The organism is Amycolatopsis palatopharyngis (assembly GCF_003385185.1).
Classification (GTDB): Bacteria; Actinomycetota; Actinomycetes; order Mycobacteriales; family Pseudonocardiaceae; genus Amycolatopsis; species Amycolatopsis palatopharyngis.
The window spans coordinates 22,345-41,980 of the sequence record NZ_PQHZ01000008.1 but is presented as its reverse complement, the minus strand read 5'-3'; the positions used below and the strand labels follow the sequence as shown (position 1 = coordinate 41,980).

Genomic DNA, 19,636 nt, shown 5'->3' with positions numbered 1-19,636 from the left:
CACGCTCAGCCGAGGTCGAGGTCGGCCAGCGAACCCATTCCGGCGAGCACCGCACGGGCGGAGCGCAGTACGGGCACCGCCTGCACGGCGCCGCTGCCCTCGCCCAGGCGCAGGCCCAGGTCGAGGATCGGTTCGAGACCGAGTGCCTTCAGTGCGAACGCCTGCGAAGGCTCGGTCGAGCGGTGCCCGGCCAGCCACCAGCGCTGTGCGCCCGGTGCGAGTTCCGCGGCCAGCAGGGCCGCCGCGCCGGAGTACACGCCGTCCAGCAGTACGGGCACCCCACGCACCGCCGCCTGCACGAGGAATCCGGCGGTCGCCGCCGCGCACGCGCTGCCGAGTGCGGTGAGCAGCGCGACGGGGTCGCCCTCGTGCCTGCCCGTGCGGTCCAGCGCGGCCGTCACCACCGATACCTTGTGCGCCCTGCCTGCCTCGTCCACCCCGGTTCCCGTGCCGACGACCTCCTCCGCGGGCAGTCCCAGCATCGCCGCCACCAGCGCGGCGGCCACCGTGGTGTTGCCGATGCCCATGTCGCCGGGAATGAGCAGGTCCGCACCCCCGTCGATCTCCGCGTCGGCCACCGCGCGGCCCGCGGCGAGGGCACGCAGGGTCTCCTCGGGTTCCAGCGCGTCGGTGACGTCGATCGAACCGGACCCACGCCGGATCTTGTGCGCGGTGATCTCCGGAGCGACGTCGTCCAGATCGGCGTCCACCCCGATGTCCAATACCCGCACGCGTGCACCCACCTGCTCGGCAAGCACACCCACCCCGCTGACACCGGCGAGGAACACCCGCACCATCGCGGCGGTGATCTCCCTGGGATAGGCCGACACCGCCGAGGTGGCAGCCACGCCGTGATCGCCCGCGAAGATCACCACACGCACGTCGTCGAGTGCCCGTGGTGGCACCTGATCGTGCGCGGCACAGAGCCACGCCGCGAGTTCCTCCAGCCTCCCGAGCGCGCCGAGCGGCTTGACCAGCCCGTCCAGCCGTTCCTGCGCGGCCATCCTGGCCCGCTCGCTCGGCCGGGGAACCGGCGCTACCTCGAAGATCGTCATCGGCTTCCGTTCTCCTTCAGTTCCAGCGCCCGGCCCGCGACGACCAGCAGCACCTCATCAGAGCGGGCGGCGATCTGGCTGTTCAACGCACCGAGCACATCACGAAAGACCCGGCCCGAGAAGGTCGGGGGCACGATCCCACTGCCCACCTCGTTGCTCACCGCCACCACCGGCACCCTGGCCCCCGCCCATGCCTCCACGACGTCGGCCAGCCGCTCGTCCACCCGAACCTGCCATCCCTCGCGCTGGTCCCAGGCCCCGACCTCGCCGAGCACCCGGCTGAGCCAGGTGCCCAGGCAGTCGATCAGCAGCGGGGTCGTCGCTTCACGCAACGTCTTCGCGAGATCGGCGGATTCGATCGTGTGCCAGTGGGCGGGCCTGCGAGCCCGGTGCTGGGCCACCCGTGCGGCCCACTCCGGATCGTCGTCACCCGGCGGCAGCCCGCCAGCGACGTAGGTGACGGCCGGGTACCGGGAGATGAGCTGCTCCGCGTGCCTGGACTTGCCGGAACGGACACCGCCGAGGATCAGCACTCGACCGTCCCGGTCGGGCGTGCCGCAGAACCGGCGCAGCAACCTGGCCCCGGCTTCCAGCCGGTCGGCCACGAGTTCGGCGAGCCGTCGGGTGGGGCGGGCGGAGGGGGTCTTGGCGGGAGGCATGGGAGGTATTGTCGCGGACGCATTAGGGTCCTCGCTGTGGTGTCCGCGAGGTTGACCCGCCGAACCGCGACAGCGGCCGGTATAGCCGCTGGTTACGCGGCCGATCTGTACTTCGGAGATCCGCGGCGCGGACATCCGGTCGCCGTCTTCGGCAACGCCGCCGCGACCCTGGAACGGCGGATGTGGAGCGCGTCCCGGTTCCGTGGAGTGCTGTACACCGCGCTGTGCGCGGGTGGGGCCACGGCCACGGGCTTGGCGGTCTCCGCACGGACCAGGAACAACGCCACGGCCCGGTTCGCGGCGACCACCGTCGCGACGTGGGCCGTGCTCGGCGGCAGCGGACTGGCCACGGAGGGTGAGCAGATGGCCCGGCTGCTCGACGCCGGCGACATCGCGGGGGCACGGGCGCGGCTCGCGCACCTGTGCGGGCGTGACCCCGACGGTCTTGACGCGACCGCGCTGGCGCGGGCGGTCACCGAGTCGATCGCGGAGAACACCTCGGACGCCGTCGTGGCGCCGTTGTTCTGGGGCGGCGTGGCCGGACTCCCCGGGCTGCTCGGGTACCGGGCGCTGAACACACTGGACGCGATGGTCGGCCACCGGTCGCCACGGTATGCCGAGTTCGGCTGGGCGTCGGCCCGTGCGGACGATCTCGCGAATCTGATCCCGGCCCGCCTCAGTGCGGCCGCCGCCGCACTGTGCGCACCGCTGGTGGCCGGCCGCTCGCAGGCCGCCCTGCTGGCGTGGCGGCGCGATGCCCACCGGCACCCCAGCCCCAACGCCGGACCGGTGGAAGCCGCGTTCGCCGGTGCGCTCGGTGTCCGGCTCGGTGGCAGCAACAGCTACGGCGGCAGGGTCGAGGACAGAGGCCCGCTCGGTCAAGGACCGCCGCCCGGCGCCGGGGACCTGCGCCGGGCCGTGCGGCTGTCACGGCTGGTCGGCTTGGCCGCGCTCGCAACGGGTTTCGGCCTGGCGGCCGCCGGCAGGCCACGGTTCAGTCGCGCTGCCGGTCGAAGGTGAGCAGATCGCCGGGCTGACAGTCCAGTACCTCGCACAGTTTGGACAGTGTCGAGAACCGGATCGCCTTTGCCCTGCCGTTCTTCAGTACCGAGATGTTCACCGGAGTGAGTCCGACCCGCTCGGCGAGTTCCGCGACCGTCATCCCCCGCTCGGCGAGTACGGCGTCGAGGTGGATGCGGATCCGGTGCGTTGCCTCCGGCGGCATCAGATGGTGCCCTCCAGTTCCTCACCCATGCGGACCTCGATCCGCAGCAGTTTCGCCACCACGAGCGCGGACACCCCGGCGAAGACCGACCACCACGGGAAATCCATCTGCAACTCCTGCAGCCAAGCGGAGTAGTCGCCCATGCGGTATTCGTCGCCGCCCAGCAGGCTTTCGGCCAGTTCGTAGGTCCAGAAATGCCCGAGACCCTCGCTGACCGGACCACCGATGAGGACGAACCAGCCCAGTGTGCGCAGCCGACCTGGTGTCACCGGCGCGTGCAGTCCCGGTCGCACGGCGCCCCAGAGGAACCGCCAGAGCAGGAGCAGGGCGCCCGCGCTGAACACCAGTGCGGGCAGCGTTGCGCCGAGGGAGAGGAACAGATCTGTCGTGGAGAGCTGCCCGTCTACGGGGCATACCCGCTTCGTCGCCACCGTGACGGCCACACCGGACTGAACGGTGCTGGCGAAGGTGGGGCCCCCGTAGGTGATCTCCGTGCACCCGGTGGTCGCCGCACGGACGGTGCCGTAGTTGACCAGTGCGAACGCCGTGACGAAGAGCAATCCGAAGATCGTGACGAGGCGCTTGTCGGTGGTGCTCAGCGGTTCGCCGAGTCGCTTCCGGATGGAGGACATGACCGCATCTCCTATCGTTTATCGATGTTATCGACAGACGATAGCATCGATAAACGATAGATCAAGTTCACGACCCGATGACAGCCGACTCGGTGGTACGGCCGGTCAGTAAGCGTTCGGCGAGGGTGCCGAAGACCAGGCCGAGTGCGGTCCAGAGCACCAGTTGCGTGCCGAGCGAGGCGATCCGGAACGTCCACAGTGTCGAGCCGGGGAACCCCGCGGGAAGTTCGTCGAGCACCGGCATAGACGCCGCACATACCGCCATCACGACGACGTAGCCGCCCGCGCCGAGCAGGCCACCGGCCCACGGGCCGAGCCGGTCGGCGATCCGTCGCCCCGCGTACACGGCGGCGATGGCGAACACGACCGAAAGGGCGAGGAAGCCAAAGTACAGCGCGGTGCGTGAACCGATTGTGGCGCCCCGGCCCACCGCGGGCGGGTTGGCGGGGTACTTCAGGAACGGCACCAGGACGACCACGGCGTACGCGCAGCCGCTCAGCAGTGCCGAGGTGAGCCGGGGCCGCAGGCTGCCGACGCGCCCGTGCAGGAACGCGAACGCGAGCGCGAACAGGCCACCCACCGCGACGGCGTAACCACCTACCCCGGCGAACAGTCCGATCGTGCTCTGCACGCCGCGGGTGACGAGTTCGTCTTCAGTGGACTCCGCGCCGTGCTGGCGCGGAGCACCGGCATTGGCGTGCGAGTGGGCACCGCCCGTAGCTTCCTCGATGCCGATGGCCGCGTTCAACGAGGGCTCGCCGAAGAAATAGGCGAACACGGTCGCGAGCGCACCGGCGATCAGACCCGCGAGCATCCCGCGGACCAGCAGGTTCCTCATCGCCACACCCTGTCAGTGGCAGGGGAACGCGAGCAGGTGCCTGCCGTCGTGCACGAACTCGTGCACGTAGCCACCGGAGAACAGCGCGGTGACGCCCTCCTCGGTGCTGACGAAGTACAACAGGATGAACGAGAGGATGCCGACGAACACCGCCCACGGCAGGATCTGTCGGATCGGGATGCTGACCGGAACGGGTTGCGCCGCAGCGACCGTGGCGTGCGTCATAGAGAACCTCCGTGGGCGAAACGCGGCCCTGTTGGAACGGTTGCGAAGGTGTCGGGTCTGACTTCCGGGCCCATTCGGGATTCGGGGCCCGGTCACAGTGGCGCGACCGCGCGGATTCTCACCGGCTTCCGGTCACCATCGCTCAATTGGATGGAGCGTATGATCGCCCGCTTTGCCCTGTCAATGCGGCGCGAGTGTGATGCTCGGCGAGGGGCCGCGAACCCGGGCAGCAGAATGCGGGCATGAACGTTCCCGTTGTCGCCGCGTTCGATGTCGGCGGTTCCAGCATCAAGGCGGCACTGCTCGACAGCGGTGGCGGGCGGCTCGCCGCACTGCGCCGCACCGTGCCAGCGGCCGTCGACGGTGCCGTTCCTCCTGGTGAGGTCGCCGATCTGATCGCCGCTATGACAGCGGAAATGAGTGCGGCAACTGGGTTGCGACCGGTGGCGGCCGGGGCGGTCGTGCCCGGCATCGTCGACGAGAACGCCGGAATCGCGCGCTTCGCGGCGAATCTGGGCTGGCGCGACGTACCGCTGGCGGCGATGCTGCGGGATCGTCTCGGTATGCCCGTCGTCTTCGGTCACGATGTGAGTGCCGGTGGGCTGGCCGAGTGGCGGCTCGGTGCCGCTCGCGGGTACCGCGATGTCGCGGTCGTTCCCGTCGGCACCGGAATCGCCGCCGCGTTGCTGCTCGACGGGCGGCCCTACCGGGCAGGCGGGCATGCGGGGGAGCTCGGGCACGTCGACATCGGGCACGGCCTGCCCTGCGGCTGCGGCTCGACCGGCTGCCTCGAGGTGGTGGCGTCGGCGGGTGGAATCGCGCGACGCTACCGCGAACGCTCGGGAGCCGCGGTGGCCGGAGCCGCCGAGGTGTTCGGGGCGGCCGCCGCAGGAGACGAGATCGCGGGAGACGTGCTGCGGGAGGCCACCGAGGGGCTCGGTAAGGGGCTGCGCGTGCTGGCGACCCTCGTCGCGCCGGAAGCCGTGGTTCTGGGCGGCGGACTTTTCGACGCCGGTGCCGTATTGCTGGACCCGGTCCAGCGCTGGCTGAACGCGAACCTGCCGTTCCAGCGCGTGCCACGGCTGTTGCTGGCCGAGCTGGGCGCGGAGGCTGGTTGTCTAGGTGCGGGCCTGCTGGCCTGGGACGCGGTCGAGCCGTGAGCGTCAGCCCGGTTCGCCGCGTCGTTTGCGGTGGATCACCCAGCCGAGATCGATCGCGCTGGCGAGGGCGAACACTCCGAGCACGACGACCGCCCAGACGACTCCCTGGGTCGCGAAGTAGACGGCCGCGGCCAGGGCCAGCAGCAGACCGGCAGCAGCCAGCACGATGCGCAGGGTGAGCGCGCTGTAGGCGGGAGCGGCGCCGCCGAACCCGCCGGTCGGGTCGTGGTAGTCGGGCAGGCCCTGTGCGTACTCCGCACGAGTACGCCGCCTGCCCCTGTCGTTGTCCGCCATGGCAAGGGGATACCCGGCCGGTGCCCTCGTCAACCCCTGGTGGCGAAGCGGGCCCGCACACGCCGTTGTGCGCGGGACCGCTCCGGTCTCGGGGGCCGGACCAGGGACAGTGATGTTCCCCGCTGCCGGGTCAGGCGATCGGGCGCTCCGTCGGCAGGATCGGCGAAGGGAGCACGTCTCGCCCGGTCAGGTAGGCGTCCACCCCTGCGGCCGCGGAGCGGCCCTCGGCGATCGCCCACACGATCAGCGACTGTCCGCGGCCCATGTCCCCGGCCACGAACACGTTGTCCAGGCTGGTCCGGTACTCGCTGTCCCGCGCGACATTGCCGCGCTGGTCCAGCTCGACGTCCAGCTCGGTGAGCAGGCCGTCCTTCTCCGGGCCCACGAAGCCCATCGCCAGCAGCACCAGCTGGGCGGGCAGTTCCTGCTCGGTGCCCTCGACCGGGACGAACTTGCCGCCCTCGTTGCGCACCTCGACCAGCTTCAGCGCCCGCAGTTTTCCCTCGTCGTCGGCGAGGAACTCCTGCGTGTTCACCGAGTACAGCCGTTCGCCGCCTTCCTCGTGGGCCGAGGACACCCGGTAGATCATCGGGTAGGTCGGCCAGGGGTGCGCGTCGGACCGGCTCTCCGGCGGCTTCGGCATGATCTCCAGCTGCGTCACCGACGCGGCACCCTGGCGGTGCGCGGTACCGACGCAGTCAGCGCCGGTGTCTCCGCCACCGATGACCACGACGTGCTTGCCCTCGGCGGTGATCGGGGACCGCTCCAGTTCGCCGCTGGCCACCTTGTTGGCCGGAGGCAGGTACTCCATGGCCTGGTAGACGCCCTCGGCCTCGCGGCCCTCGATCGGCAGGTCCCGCCAAGCCGTGGCCCCGCCGGCGAGCACCACGGCGTCGTACTCGGAGCGCAGTTGCGCGCCGGTGATGTCGACGCCGACGTTGACCCCGGCCCGGAACTCGGTTCCCTCGGCCCGCATCTGGTCCAGCCGCCGGTCCAGGCGGTGCTTCTCCATCTTGAACTCGGGGATGCCGTAACGCAGCAGCCCGCCGATCGCGTCGGCCCGCTCGAACACGACCACATCGTGACCGGCGCGAGTCAGCTGCTGGGCCGCGGCGAGCCCGGACGGACCCGATCCGACGACCGCGACCTTCCTGCCGGTCTTGGTCTCCGGAGGCAGCGGCTTGACCCAGCCCTCCTCCCAGGCGCGGTCGACGATGGAGATCTCGACCCGCTTGATCGTCACCGGGTCGTCGTTGATGCCCAGTACGCACGCGGTCTCACACGGTGCGGGGCACAGCGTGCCGGTGAACTCGGGGAAGTTGTTCGTGGCGTGCAGCCGCTCGATCGCGTTCTGCCAGTCCTCCCGCCAGACCAGGGTGTTCCACTCCGGAATCAGGTTGCCCAGTGGGCAGCCCTGATGGCAGAAGGGGATGCCGCAGTCCATGCAGCGGCTCGCCTGCTTGGAAACCTTGCTGGTGGCGAAGTCCTCGTAGACCTCCCGCCAGTCCATCAGCCGCAGGTCGACGGGACGAGTCTTCGGAGTCTCCCGCTCCGTGGTCAGAAAACCCTTTGGGTCAGCCATGTGCGGCCTCCATGATCGCAACGTTGGGGTCCCTGCCGTCGCGCTCGGCCGCAGCCTGCGCGCGCAGGACACGCTTGTAGTCCTTCGGCATGACCTTCGAGAACCGGTCGATCGCGGTGTCCCATTCGGCCAGCAGCTTGCGTGCCACAGCCGAGCCGGTCTCCGCGTAGTGACGCTCCACCGCGTCGCGGAGGATCTCGCCGTCCTCGTCGTCGAGCGGATCGAGGTCCACCATCTCCGGGTTGACCCGGTTCGGGTCGAGGTCGAGCACGTACGCGACGCCACCGGACATACCTGCCGCGAAGTTGCGGCCGGTCGATCCGAGCACCACGACGCGGCCGCCGGTCATGTACTCGCAGCCGTGGTCGCCGACGCCCTCGACGACGGCCAGCGCTCCGGAGTTGCGCACGCAGAAGCGCTCGCCGACCTTGCCGCGCAAGAAGATCTCACCACTGGTCGCGCCGTAACCGATGACGTTGCCCGCGATGATGTGCTCCTCGGCGGGGAACTGCGCGCCGTGGTCGGGACGCACGATGATGCGCCCGCCGGAAAGGCCCTTACCGACGTAGTCGTTGCCGTCACCGACAAGTCGCAGGGTGATTCCCTTCGGGACGAACGCGCCGAAGGACTGACCCGCGGTTCCGGTGAAGGTCACGTCGATGGTGTCGTCGGGCAGTCCGTCGCCACCCCACTTCTTGGTCAGCTCCGAGCCCAGCATCGTGCCAACCGTGCGGTTCACGTTGCGCACGGGCAGTTCCAGCCGGACCCGGTCTCCTGAGGACAGTGCGCCCTCGGCGAGCTGGATCAGCGTGTTGTCCAGCGCCTTGTCCAGCCCGTGGTCCTGGGACACCACCTGGTGCCGGGCCGCACGCGGCTCGAGCTCGGGAACGTGGAAGATCGGCGTGAGGTCCAGCCCCTCGGCCTTCCAGTGATCCACCGCCTTGCGGGTGTCCAGCAGTTCGGCGTGGCCGACGGCCTCCTCGATGGACCGGAAACCGAGCTCAGCCAGGTACTCCCGGACCTCCTGCGCGATGAACTCGAAGAAGTTCACCACGTACTCCGCCTTGCCGCTGAACTTCTCCCGCAGCACCGGGTTCTGGGTCGCGACACCGACCGGACAGGTGTCCAGGTGACAGACACGCATCATGATGCAGCCCGACACCACCAGGGGCGCGGTGGCGAAGCCGAACTCCTCCGCGCCGAGCAGTGCGGCGATCATCACGTCCCGGCCGGTCTTGAGCTGGCCGTCGGTCTGCACGACGATCCGATCGCGCAGCCGGTTGGCCAGCAGTGTCTGCTGTGTCTCGGCGAGGCCCAGCTCCCACGGACCACCGGCATGCTTGATGGAGGACAGGGGAGAGGCGCCGGTCCCGCCGTCGTGCCCGGAGATCAGCACCACGTCCGCGTGCGCCTTGGACACACCGGCCGCGACCGTGCCGACCCCGACCTCGGACACCAGCTTCACGTGGATACGTGCCGAGGGGTTTGCGTTCTTCAGGTCGTGGATCAGCTGCGCCAGGTCCTCGATGGAGTAGATGTCGTGGTGCGGCGGCGGGGAGATCAGGCCGACACCCGGCGTCGAGTACCTGGTCTTGGCGATCCACGGGTACACCTTGCTGCCCGGAAGCTGTCCGCCCTCGCCGGGCTTCGCGCCCTGCGCCATCTTGATCTGGATGTCGTCGGCGTTCACCAGGTACTCGCTGGTGACCCCGAACCGTCCACTCGCGACCTGCTTGACCGCGGACCGCCGTTCCGGGTCGTAGAGCCGCTCGGCGTCCTCGCCACCCTCACCGGTGTTGGACTTGCCGCCCAACCGGTTCATCGCGATCGCGAGGGTCTGGTGCATCTCCTGGGAGATCGATCCGTAGGAGATGGCGCCGGTGGCGAACCGCTTGACGATCTCCGAGACCGGCTCGACCTCCTCGATCGGCACCGGCGGGCGCTCGCCCTCCTTGAAGCCGAACAGCCCGCGCAGCGTCATCAGCCGCTCGGCCTGATCGTCGACGCTCTTCGTGTACTCCTTGAAGATCTCGTACTTGCCGGAGCGTGTCGAGTGCTGCAGCTTGAACACCGTCTGCGGGTTGAACACGTGCGGCTCGCCCTCACGGCGCCACTGGTAGTCCGCGCCGGTCTCCAGCTCGCGGTGGCTGGCCCGCACCCCGTCGACCGGGAACGCCTTGGTGTGGCGCTTCTGCACCTCCAGGGCGAGCGTGTCGAAGCCGACGCCACCGAGCCGGGAGGTGGTACCGGTGAAGCAGTTCTCGATGACCTCCTCGCCGAGTCCGATCGCCTCGAAGATCTGGGCACCGGTGTAGGAGGCGACGGTGGAGACGCCCATTTTGGACATCGTCTTGCGCACGCCCTTGCCCAGCGCCTTGATCAGGTTCCTGGTGGCCTGCTTGGCGTCCACCCCGGGGATCAGGCCGCGCTCGGCCATCTCTTCCACGGTGGCCATGGCCATGTACGGGTTGACGGCGGCCACGCCGTAGCCGATCAGTAGCGCGATGTGGTGTACCTCGCGGGCGTCGCCGGACTCCACGATCAGCCCGACCTGAGTGCGGGTCTTCTCCCGCACGAGGTGGTGGTGCACGGCGCCGGTGAGCAGCAGCGAGGGGATCGCAGCGTACTTCTCGTCCCCGCCCCGGTCGGACAGCACGATCAGCCGTGCACCGTCCTCAATGGCCTCGGAGACCTCCTTGCGGATCTCGTCGAGCCGCCGGTTCAGGGCCTCGCCGCCGCCCGCGACCTCGTAACGGCCGAGGACGGTCACCGCCTGGAACTCGGGCAGGGTGCCGTCGTCGTTGATGTGCACGAGCTTGGCGAGCTCGTCGTTGTCCAGCACCGGGAACGGCAGCACGATTCGCCTGCACGAGTCCGCGTCGGCCTCGAGCAGGTTCGGCTCCGACCCGAGCTGGGTGCCCAGCGCGGTCACCAGTTCCTCGCGGATCGCGTCCAACGGCGGGTTGGTGACCTGCGCGAAAAGCTGGGTGAAGTAGTCGAAGAGCTGCCGTGGCCTGCTGGACAGCGGGGCCAGCGGCGAGTCGTTGCCCATCGAGCCGATCGGCTCCGCGCCTGCCGCGGCCATCGGCTTGAGCAGGACGTCGAGCTCCTCCTCCGTGTAGCCGAAGGCCTGCTGACGGCGGACGAGCGAGGAGTGGGTGGGGACCTCGCGCTCGCGCTCGGGCAGGTCGTCGAGGTGCAGTAGTCCGTCGCGGACCCACTCGTCGTAGGGGTGCTCGGCGGCAAGGCCGCCCTTGATCTCCTCGTCGTCGACGATGCGTCCCTGCACGGTGTCGACGAGGAACATACGACCAGGCTCGAGGCGGCCCTTCTTGACGATCTTCGACGGCTCGATGTCGAGCACGCCGACCTCGCTGGCCAGTACGACGAGGCCGTCCTCGGTCACCCAGTAGCGCGCGGGACGCAGGCCGTTGCGGTCCAGTACGGCGCCGATCTGGGTGCCGTCGGTGAAGGACACCAGCGCGGGTCCGTCCCATGGCTCCATCAGCGTGGAGTGGAACTCGTAGAACGCCCTGCGGGCGGGGTCCATCTCCTGGTGGTTCTCCCAGGCCTCCGGGATCATCATCAGCACGGCGTGCGGCAGCGAGCGTCCGCCGAGATGCAGCAGCTCCAGCACCTCGTCGAAGGAGGCGGAGTCGCTGGCACCACGGGTGATGATCGGGTAGATCCGCTTGAGGTCACCAGGAATCAGATCGGTGTCCAGCATGGACTCCCTGGCATCCATCCAGTTGCGGTTGCCGCGCAGGGTGTTGATCTCACCGTTGTGTGCCACGTAGCGGTACGGGTGCGCGAGCGGCCAGGACGGGAAGGTGTTGGTGGAGAAGCGGGAGTGGACGAGGCCGATGGCACTGGTCACCCGCTCGTCGGCCAGGTCGTCGAAGAACTTCTCGACCTGTGGCTCGGTGAGCATTCCCTTGTAGACGATGGTCCTGGAGGAAAGGCTGGGGAAGTAGACGCCACCCTCGTCGGACTGGGGAAGTTCGTGCTCGACCCGCTTGCGCACGCAGAACGCGGCGCGCTCCAGCGCGAGGCCGGTGACGCCCTCGTGGCGCGGGGCCAGGAACAGCTGCGCGAAATGCGGCATCGTGGTCCGCGCGGTCGGGCCGACGTGTTCGGTGTGCACGGGCAGTTCACGCCAGCCGAGGATGCGCATGTCCTCCTCGGCCGCGATCCGCTCGACGGTGGTCATGGCGCGGCCACGGGCGGCCTCGTCGGCCGGCAGGAACGCCGTTCCGACGGCATATGCGCCGGGCTCGGGCAGCTCGAAGTCCACCACGTCGCGGTAGAAGGCGTCCGGGACCTGGATCAGGATGCCCGCGCCGTCACCGGTGTCCGGCTCGGCGCCACGGGCGCCTCGGTGTTCGAGGTTGCGCAGGGCGACGAGGGCCTTGCGCACAATCGCGTGGTCTCGTTTGCCTGCGAGATCGGCGACGAAGGCGACGCCGCAGGCGTCGTGCTCGTACTGCTCGTCGTACAAGCCCTGCTTGCGGTGCGGCTCGTGCGAGCTCGGTGCGTGGCGGTTCACGGCTGGCCGCCCTCCTAGGCGTTGGCGCTGCCGGGTCGGTTCGTCGGGCAGGTGAAGGCGCACCTGGCTAACGATCCGGCCCGGTGTTGCGATGGTCAGTCGAGAGATGAGAAAGCCCCGAGAGGGGCCCCGGACATCGCCGGATGGCCACACCTCGTCGTGTGGCCCTGCACGTCGCTGTGCATGTCGCGTACTTCGCTGTACTGCGGGTCGCGCGCACTTCCAGGGCCCTGTGGTGAGGGACCGTGGGAGCGCGCGTCGGTTACTCCCGGGTTCGCCGGTCTTATGACACTAGTGTGAATTCGCCGTTATCGGCATAGGTCAAAGCCGACGCGTGGGAAACAACACGCAGGTGTTGACTACCGTTGTGCGGCGTCGAAGTCCCAAGCCTAAATCCCACTCGGGTACCTGAACAGGGAAAACAGGTGTGACATCTGTCGGCGCCCCGGTCCGCACGTCCGCGCGCCACAGATAACGATCCAGTCGCGAAAATCTTCCCGGTTGGGCTCTCGAGCCTCCCGCAGCCAGGTTGGAGCGTCTGCAAGTACGCCCAAGCAAGATCAAATTCGTCGTTAACCGCTACCAACCCGCCGCACTCACTAACACACAGCAATCGTGAGTGAGCCGAGAGTGCTGAAGTGTGCCGCGATCCGATTCCCCTGCCGAACGGGGACCGGCTCCGTGAGCGCTCTGCTGAGCAACACGGCGCCAGCCGGCAGTTCCATCGCGCTGGCCGCGCGGACGAGGGCCCCGGCGAGCCGGACCGCTGCTGCGGCCGCACTGTCGACGATCTGACCGTCGACCTCCAGCAGACATCCCTCCAGCATCAGGTCTACGTCGTTGACCGGCCGTACGGTCGGACCGTCGAGGTATCCGGTGGGACGGCCGCCGCCGGTCACCACCAGTGCGCCGCACACCGCCTCGACGGCTAGCAGCGCACGTGCCGCGGGCATATGCCCGTGCAGGGAGGTGCCGAGGATGACGGCGAGATGGGCGCCGACTCTCGGTTCGGCGAGCCCGGCGACGTCCAGCGGTGCACCGGCCCGTAGTGCCGTGTCGACGGGGACCCCACCGTCGAGCAACATCGCGTGCTCGCTCATGACCGTTCCTCCGCATCGAATGTCGCCGTGACGCTGCCGAGTCCGGCGATGTCCGCGACGACCGTGTCTCCGGGGCGCACCGCGATCGCCTTGGTCATCGATCCTGGGAGGACCACGTGGCCGGGTTCGAGGTCGATGCCCAGCGGGCCGACGGTGTTGGCCAGCCACACCAATGCGTTGACCGGTGACCCGAGTACGGCCCCGCCCGCGCCGGTGGCGACCAGATCGCCACCGTGGTGCAAGGTGCAGCCCGCCAGGCGCAGGTCCACAGTCGACAGGCTGGTGGGCTTGCTGCCGAGGATCACCCCGCCGGAGGAGGCGTTGTCAGCGATCGTGTCGACGATCGAGATCCGCCAATCGGTGATCCTGGAGTCCACGACCTCCAGTGCGGGCAGCACGAAGTCGACCGCGCGGATCGCGTCGGCGACGGTCACCCCCGGACCGGAGAGCCTGCGGCCCAGCACGAACGCGATCTCCGGCTCGATCCGTGGTTGCAGGAACCGCTGCGCGGGAATCGGCTGGTGCTCGAGATGGAACATGTCGCCGAGCAGGTGCCCGTAGTCGGGCTGGCTCACGCCCATCTGCCGCTGCATCGCCGCGGAGGCCAGGCCGACCTTGTGGCCTCTGACGGTGTCGCCGGCCTGGGTCCATCGCCGGACCTGTTCCTGCTGGACACGGTAGGCGTCGGTGACGTCGGCATCGGGGTACTCGTCGATCAACGGCGCGATCGGCGTCCCGCTGCGATAGGCCTGTTGCAGCAGGTCGGCCGCCGCGCGTACGGCACTGGGCTCCATGCTCGCCACCCTGCTCGGAGGCGCTGATCCCGGCAAGACCGGCGTGCCGCTGACCGGTACGGGTGGGCCGTAGGACTCCCGTCTCGTCCAAAAAGGAGTGCCTGTGCCGGGACGGCGGGGCCCGTTACGGGAACGTGGATCCAATCTGTGATAGATATACCGGTATAACTATCCCACCAGGAGAGGGTTTGCGATGATCGAACTGAAGACCGAGGGTGAAATGGCGGCGATGCGAGCCGCTGGGCAGATCGTCGCCGAGGTGCTTGCCACCGTGCGTGCGGAAGCCACGGTGGGCACGAGTTTGCTGGAGTTGGACGAGGTCGCGGCGGAAATCATCCGAAGGGCGGGGGCGACCTCGTCGTTCCTGGACTACCACCCCGGGGGCGCCCCCTGCCCGTTCCCCTCGGTGCTCTGCACGAGCGTGAACGATGCCGTCGTTCACGGCATCCCCACTGGGTACCGCCTGCGGGAAGGCGATCTGCTCAGCATCGACTTCGGCGCGTGTCTGGACGGCTGGCACGGGGATGCGGCGGTGAGTTTCGTGGTCGGCGCGGCCAACCCGCGCGATCTCGACCTGATCGCCGCCGCGGAGCGCGCACTCGCCGCGGGTATCGCCGCCGCACGTCCCGGTGCACGCCTGGGCGACATCGCGTCCGCGGTCGGCGCCGCGGGTCGCGCGGCGGGGTACCGACTACTGGCCGATCACGGCGGGCACGGGATCGGCAGGTCGATGCATGAGGCGCCGCACCTGCCCAACGAGGGTGAGACTGGGCGAGGACTGCTGCTGCGTCCTGGGCTGGTGCTGGCTATCGAGCCGATGCTGGTCGGAGGCGGGCAGGACGACTACCGCCACGGCGACGACGGGTGGACCATCTACACAGCCGACGGCAGTCGTGCCGCGCACGCCGAGCACACCGTCGCGATCACAGAGGACGGCCCGTGGATTCTGACCAGCAGGTAAGGTACTGGCGATACGGTCCGGTATGCCGGGTGACGGTGAACGCCTGCTTGCCATGTTCGACCGGGCCGTCGCCTGGCTCGCCGCTCGCGGCAGATCGGCCCAGTGGGGTGACAAGCCCTGGTCCACCGACCCCGTGCGCACGGAGCGTGTGCACCGGATGGCCGCCGACCCCGGCTTCCGGGTCGCCGAACTCGACGGCGAGCCCGCGGGCGCCCTGCTGCTGGAGGATCATCCGCCCGCGCACGTGCCGGTGGTCGCCGAGGCGGAACTGTACGTGGGGCTGCTGATCACCGATCGCCGGTTCGCCGGGTACGGAATCGGCTCGGCCCTGCTGGAGCGTGCCCGGGCCGAGGCGCGGGAGCGTGAGATCGAACTGCTGCGCGTCGACTGCTGGGCAGGCGGAGGCGGAGATCTGGTGCGGTACTACACCGGTCAGGGATTCACGCCCACCGTCCAGTTCGACTACCACGGCTGGATCGGTCAGGTATTCGAACAGCGGGTGCGCTCGATGACCGATACGCCCGCCGCCGGCGGGTGCGTCACCGCGAACGAGCCCCTACCGGGGTCTGGTGGTCCGGCGGAGATGGGTGCACCATGACCGCAAGCAGTTGGCGTTGTGTCAATAGTGCGCCTGCTGGACGTCGACAACGGCGAGAGGAGCCGGATCATGGCCAGGCAGATGCGTTCGTTGCGGGGCAAGGTCATCGTGGTCACCGGAGGCGCGCAGGGGATCGGTGCGAAGACGGCTGCGGCGCTCGTCCGGCACGGCGCGAAGGTCGCGATCGGCGACCTCGATCTGGTTCGTGCCGAGAAGACGGCGGGTGAACTGGGTTCGGACACCCTCGCGCTGGAGTTGGACGTCACCGACACCGGCGCGTTCAGTGCCTTTCTCGACGAGGTCGAACGGCGCCTCGGCCCGATCGACGTGCTGATCAACAACGCCGGAATCATGCCGCTGGCACCACTGCACGAGGAGGAGGACAGCTCGACCCGCCGTCAGTTGGAGATCAATCTGCACGCTGTCATCCACGGAACGCGGGAGGCGGTACAGCGGATGCGCCCGCGCGGCAGCGGCCACATCGTGAACGTCGCCTCGATGGCCGGGAAGGCCGGCTTTCCCGGCGCCGCCACGTACTGCGCGACAAAGCACGGGGTGGTCGGGCTCTCCGAATCAGTCCACCTCGAACTTCGGGGCAGTGGCGTGGACGTCTCCTGTGTGATGCCGGCGATCGTGCGTACCGAACTGGCCAGCGGGCTCGGTGAGGCAAAGATGATCAAGTCGGTTCTGCCGGAGGACGTCGCGGCCGCGATCGTCGGCGCCTTGCGGCGTCCCCGATTCGATGTCTTCGTGCCCAAGTCGCTGGACCTCACCGGCCGGATCACCCGGCTGCTGCCCCGTACTGCGGCGGAGTGGATGCTGCGCACACTCGGCGGCGACCAGATCCTCGCCTCGGCGGCGCACTCCAGTGCCAGGGCGGGCTATGAGGCGCGGGCGGCGGAGAGCGCGCCCGCGATGGGGGACGAGGACGGCACCGCGAAGTAAGCCACGCCACAGCTACACGTCCGAAGTGGACTTTAGTGTGATAATTCCAATTCGGGCTGAGCTTCGCCGCTTGTTGAATACCGGCATCGCGCCAGGCAAGATTCGTCCGGAACGATGATGCAGGCGAATGCGAGGAGGCGGCGATGTCATCACCACCGGCAAGGGTGGCGGCCGCGGCCTCCAACGTGATCGGCAAGGTCTTCCAGGGAGGCGTCGCCGACCTCCGCCCCGTGCCACGGGTGCTCATCGACCAGGGCCCCAACCGCTCGGTGTACCGGATGAGCTCCGGTGCCCGTCCCGCGGAGGGCCCGCCGGTGTTGCTCGTGCCACCGCTGGCCGCACCCGCGTTGTGCTTCGACCTGCGCAGGGGTTGCAGTCTGTCGGAACATCTGGTCGAGGCGGGCAGGCGCACGTATCTGGTCGACTACGGCAACGTCGCGTTCTCCGACCGCAGGCTCGGCGTCGAGCACTGGATCGACGAGGTGCTGCCGAAGGCGATCCAGCGGGTGAGCGAGGACGCGGGTGGGCAGAAGGTGCATGTCGTCGCCTGGTGCCTCGGCGGCATTTTCTCCCTGTTGACCACGGCTGACCGGCCGGAACTGCCGGTTGCCTCGATCGCCACCGTCGCCGCGCCATTCGATTTCACCGCGATCCCGCTCATCGCGCCCTTCCGTCCACTGGTGGACTTCACGGGTGGGCATGTGCTGACGCCGTTCTACCGCGCTCTTGGCGGTGCACCGTCCTACTTGGTCAGTCGGGCGTTCCGGATCTCGGGAATCAACAAGGAGATCACAAAGCCACTGGCGATCCTGAAGAATCTGGATGACCGGGACTACCTCGCGCAGATCGAGGCGGTCGACCATTTCATGGACAATATGATCGCCTACCCCGGCCGGACCTTCGGGCAGATGTACCACCGATTCTTTCGCTCCAACGATCTGGCAGAGGGGTCGGTGGACCTCAACGGCCGAATCATCTCGCTGACCGGGGTGAAGGTGCCGACATTGGTGATCGCGGGTGCGGATGACAGCATCGCACCGCAGGCAGCCGTCGAGAGACTCGTGACACTGCTGGAGAACGCGCCGTCCGTGCGGTTCGAGGTGGCGCCCGGCGGGCACCTCGGGGTGCTGACCGGCCGCAAGGCGAGAGGCACGACCTGGCGTTATCTGGACGAGTTCCTTACCCAACAGATCGGTAACGCCGAGGGTGAGAACACTGTCGGGCGCTGAACCTGCAGCGGAAAGCGCCTAACCTGGGAGGAGTAGTCACGGGGATCGGGGGTGCGGGGACATGTCGTTGTCAGCGGACGTCCGTCAGCGTTGCGCCGCCTTTCTGCCTGAAGGGGCGCGGGTCCGGTACGTATTTCCCGGTTCCGCGGTCACACTTCGCGGACCTACCGGGATGGCCGGATTCCTTGTCGTGGTCACCGATACGGAGATCGTTGTACTCGCCTGTGGTTGGTTCCGACGGCACCGGCCGGTATCGGTCTGGTCACGGTATCCCCGCTCGACCACGCTGGGGCCCCTGGAACTGTCCGGTTCGATGGACTCCCTCTGCCACATAGGTTCGCTGACACTGGAAATCCCCGAGGAGTTCGTCCCGGTGATCCGGGCCGCGGATGCCGAACTGTCGCCCGCCGAGCAACATCTCCCACCCGACCCGTTCCCGGATCTCTGAGAGCCCCGCGCCCAATCGCTGTGGCATCGGTGGAAACAACCGATCAGGCCGACGAAACATCGACCTGATCGGCATCATCCACCCGGTGTCCTGTCGTGCGGGCTACTTCAGCTCGGCCGAGGTCTTGCCGAGCACCTTCCTTGCCACGATCAGCTGCTGGATCTGTTGCGTACCCTCGAAGATGTCCAGGATCTTGGCATCCCGGCTCCACTTCTCCAGCAGCGAATCCTCGGTGTAGCCGACCGCTCCCGCGAGTTCCACGCAGCGCAGGGTGATGTCCACGACCGAGCGGCCTGCCTTCGCTTTGGCCATCGAGGCCTGCAGCGAGTTGGGCTTGCGATTGTCGGCCATCCAGGCCGACTCCATCGTCAGCAGGTACGCCGATTCGTAGTCCGCCTCCAGTTCCAGGTATGCGGCGGCGGCCGCATGCTGGGAGTTCGCAGGCTTGTCGTAATCGACTGTGACTCCGGCCGCGGCGAGGACGCGTGCGGTCTCCTCCAGTGCCGCGCGGGCGACACCGATGGCCATCGCCGCCACCAGGGGACGGGTGTTGTCGAAGGTCTGCATGACCCCGGCGAAGCCGGACTTGGTGTCGATCTCGGGGCTGCCGAGCAGGTTTTCCTTGGGAACACGGCAGTTCTCGAACCGCAGCACGGCCGTGTCGGAGGCGCGGATGCCCAGCTTGTGCTCCACCCGTTCCACCTCGAAACCGGGCGTGCCCTTCTCGACCACAAAGGACTTGATCCCCGCACGGCCCTTGCTCTTGTCCAGAGTGGCCCAGACGACAACCGCGTCCGCGCGCTGCCCAGCGGTGACGAAGATCTTCTCACCGTTGAGGACGTAGTGGTCACCGTCCTTCTGGGCGGTGGTGGTGATGGCCGCGGAGTCCGAGCCACAGCCGGGTTCGGTGATCGCCATCGCCGCCCAGATGTTGGCGAACCGCTCGAGCTGTTCGTCGTTGGCGACGGAGGCGATCGCGGCGTTGCCGAGTCCCTGGCGCGGCATCGACAGCAGCAAACCCACGTCGCCCCAGCACATCTCGATGGTGCCGAGCACGGTGCTCAGGTTGCCACCGTTGCGGTTTCCCGCGGCGCCGTCGGACTTGTCGTCCTTGCGGATGCCGGACGCGCCCGCGCCGCCCTCACCCGAGGAGTTCAGCCCGTCAAGCAGCGAGGCGAACATGTCCAGTTCGGCCGGATAGGTGTGTTCGGCCCTGTCGTACTTGCGCGAGATGGGCCGAAACACCTCGGCCGCGGCCTGATACGCCTGGTTGACCAGTGCGCCGGCCTTCTTTGGGGGTTCCAGGTTGATCATGGTGACCTTCCGAAGTCTGGGGAGCGGGACG

The 19,636-nt window shown here is 68.6% G+C and carries 19 protein-coding genes; 7 read left to right on the top strand and 12 right to left on the bottom strand.

Annotated features, from left to right (window positions below):
• Positions 1-5: 5 nt before the first annotated feature.
• A complete protein-coding gene (cobT, locus tag D0C15_RS08310) occupies positions 6-1,055 on the bottom strand; it encodes a nicotinate-nucleotide--dimethylbenzimidazole phosphoribosyltransferase (protein ID WP_211323123.1) in 1,050 nt (349 codons plus the stop codon).
• Complete coding sequence (gene cobU, locus D0C15_RS08305; protein ID WP_116042474.1) at positions 1,052-1,714, bottom strand: bifunctional adenosylcobinamide kinase/adenosylcobinamide-phosphate guanylyltransferase; 663 nt, start codon at positions 1,712-1,714, stop codon at positions 1,052-1,054. Before cobU ends, cobT begins: the two co-directional genes overlap by 4 nt.
• Before the next feature lie 51 nt (positions 1,715-1,765).
• Here cobU and D0C15_RS08300 point away from each other — a divergent pair, with 51 nt between their 5' ends.
• Positions 1,766-2,734 carry a cobalamin biosynthesis protein gene (locus tag D0C15_RS08300; RefSeq protein WP_116042754.1) on the top strand — a complete coding sequence of 323 codons (969 nt, stop codon included), beginning with the start codon at positions 1,766-1,768 and terminating at the stop codon, positions 2,732-2,734.
• On the opposite strand, the gene D0C15_RS08295 is transcribed toward D0C15_RS08300, so the two are convergent.
• The 4 genes from D0C15_RS08295 to D0C15_RS08280 form a co-directional block, all read right to left on the bottom strand.
• Positions 2,709-2,939 carry a helix-turn-helix domain-containing protein gene (locus tag D0C15_RS08295; protein ID WP_116042471.1) on the bottom strand — a complete coding sequence of 77 codons (231 nt, stop codon included), beginning with the start codon at positions 2,937-2,939 and terminating at the stop codon, positions 2,709-2,711. The genes D0C15_RS08300 and D0C15_RS08295 overlap by 26 nt on opposite strands.
• Complete coding sequence (locus D0C15_RS08290) at positions 2,939-3,571, bottom strand: hypothetical protein (protein ID WP_116042469.1); 633 nt, start codon at positions 3,569-3,571, stop codon at positions 2,939-2,941. The genes D0C15_RS08295 and D0C15_RS08290 overlap by 1 nt, the downstream gene beginning before the upstream one ends.
• 67 nt (positions 3,572-3,638) lie before the next feature.
• Positions 3,639-4,409, bottom strand: a complete 771-nt coding sequence (locus D0C15_RS08285) for a CbtA family protein (RefSeq protein WP_116042466.1) — start codon at positions 4,407-4,409, stop codon at positions 3,639-3,641.
• 12 nt (positions 4,410-4,421) lie between these two features.
• A complete protein-coding gene (locus D0C15_RS08280) occupies positions 4,422-4,634 on the bottom strand; it encodes a CbtB domain-containing protein (RefSeq protein ID WP_116042463.1) in 213 nt (70 codons plus the stop codon).
• A 242-nt stretch (positions 4,635-4,876) separates the two neighbouring features.
• Between D0C15_RS08280 and D0C15_RS08275 the strand changes: the two genes are divergently transcribed.
• Entirely contained in the window at positions 4,877-5,794 is a 918-nt protein-coding gene (locus D0C15_RS08275; RefSeq protein ID WP_116042461.1) for an ROK family protein, read from the top strand.
• Between the two features lie 3 nt (positions 5,795-5,797).
• Here the strand turns inward: D0C15_RS08275 and D0C15_RS08270 are convergent, their stop codons facing one another.
• The 5 genes from D0C15_RS08270 to D0C15_RS08250 all read right to left on the bottom strand — a co-directional run bounded on the left by D0C15_RS08270 (position 5,798) and on the right by D0C15_RS08250 (position 14,110).
• Positions 5,798-6,088, bottom strand: coding sequence for a DUF6343 family protein (locus D0C15_RS08270; protein ID WP_116042459.1), 291 nt, complete (start codon positions 6,086-6,088; stop codon positions 5,798-5,800).
• Between the two features lie 130 nt (positions 6,089-6,218).
• Positions 6,219-7,670 carry a glutamate synthase subunit beta gene (locus tag D0C15_RS08265; protein WP_116042456.1) on the bottom strand — a complete coding sequence of 484 codons (1,452 nt, stop codon included), beginning with the start codon at positions 7,668-7,670 and terminating at the stop codon, positions 6,219-6,221.
• Positions 7,663-12,216, bottom strand: a complete 4,554-nt coding sequence (gltB, locus tag D0C15_RS08260; protein WP_116042453.1) for a glutamate synthase large subunit — start codon at positions 12,214-12,216, stop codon at positions 7,663-7,665. The genes D0C15_RS08265 and gltB overlap by 8 nt, the downstream gene beginning before the upstream one ends.
• A gap of 599 nt (positions 12,217-12,815) precedes the next feature.
• A complete protein-coding gene (locus D0C15_RS08255) occupies positions 12,816-13,316 on the bottom strand; it encodes a hypothetical protein (protein ID WP_116042450.1) in 501 nt (166 codons plus the stop codon).
• Positions 13,313-14,110, bottom strand: coding sequence for a 2-keto-4-pentenoate hydratase (locus D0C15_RS08250; protein WP_116042448.1), 798 nt, complete (start codon positions 14,108-14,110; stop codon positions 13,313-13,315). The genes D0C15_RS08255 and D0C15_RS08250 overlap by 4 nt, the downstream gene beginning before the upstream one ends.
• A 193-nt stretch (positions 14,111-14,303) precedes the next feature.
• Here D0C15_RS08250 and map point away from each other — a divergent pair, with 193 nt between their 5' ends.
• The 5 genes from map to D0C15_RS08225 all read left to right on the top strand — a co-directional run bounded on the left by map (position 14,304) and on the right by D0C15_RS08225 (position 18,291).
• Positions 14,304-15,071 carry a type I methionyl aminopeptidase gene (gene map, locus D0C15_RS08245; RefSeq protein WP_116042446.1) on the top strand — a complete coding sequence of 256 codons (768 nt, stop codon included), beginning with the start codon at positions 14,304-14,306 and terminating at the stop codon, positions 15,069-15,071.
• A 22-nt stretch (positions 15,072-15,093) separates the two neighbouring features.
• Positions 15,094-15,669: a GNAT family N-acetyltransferase gene (locus D0C15_RS08240; protein ID WP_116042443.1), complete on the top strand. Its 576-nt coding sequence runs from the start codon at positions 15,094-15,096 to the stop codon at positions 15,667-15,669.
• Positions 15,670-15,738: 69 nt separating this feature from the next.
• Entirely contained in the window at positions 15,739-16,614 is an 876-nt protein-coding gene (locus D0C15_RS08235; RefSeq protein ID WP_116042752.1) for an SDR family oxidoreductase, read from the top strand.
• 143 nt (positions 16,615-16,757) lie between these two features.
• Positions 16,758-17,843: an alpha/beta fold hydrolase gene (locus D0C15_RS08230; protein WP_116042441.1), complete on the top strand. Its 1,086-nt coding sequence runs from the start codon at positions 16,758-16,760 to the stop codon at positions 17,841-17,843.
• 61 nt (positions 17,844-17,904) lie between these two features.
• The gene (locus D0C15_RS08225; protein ID WP_162829958.1) at positions 17,905-18,291 is read left to right on the top strand and encodes a hypothetical protein; all 387 of its coding nucleotides are present in this window, start codon (positions 17,905-17,907) and stop codon (positions 18,289-18,291) included.
• A gap of 102 nt (positions 18,292-18,393) precedes the next feature.
• Here the strand turns inward: D0C15_RS08225 and D0C15_RS08220 are convergent, their stop codons facing one another.
• Positions 18,394-19,605 (bottom strand): acyl-CoA dehydrogenase family protein, encoded by a 1,212-nt coding sequence (locus tag D0C15_RS08220; protein WP_116042436.1) that lies wholly within the window; start codon positions 19,603-19,605, stop codon positions 18,394-18,396.
• Positions 19,606-19,636: the final 31 nt, after the last annotated feature.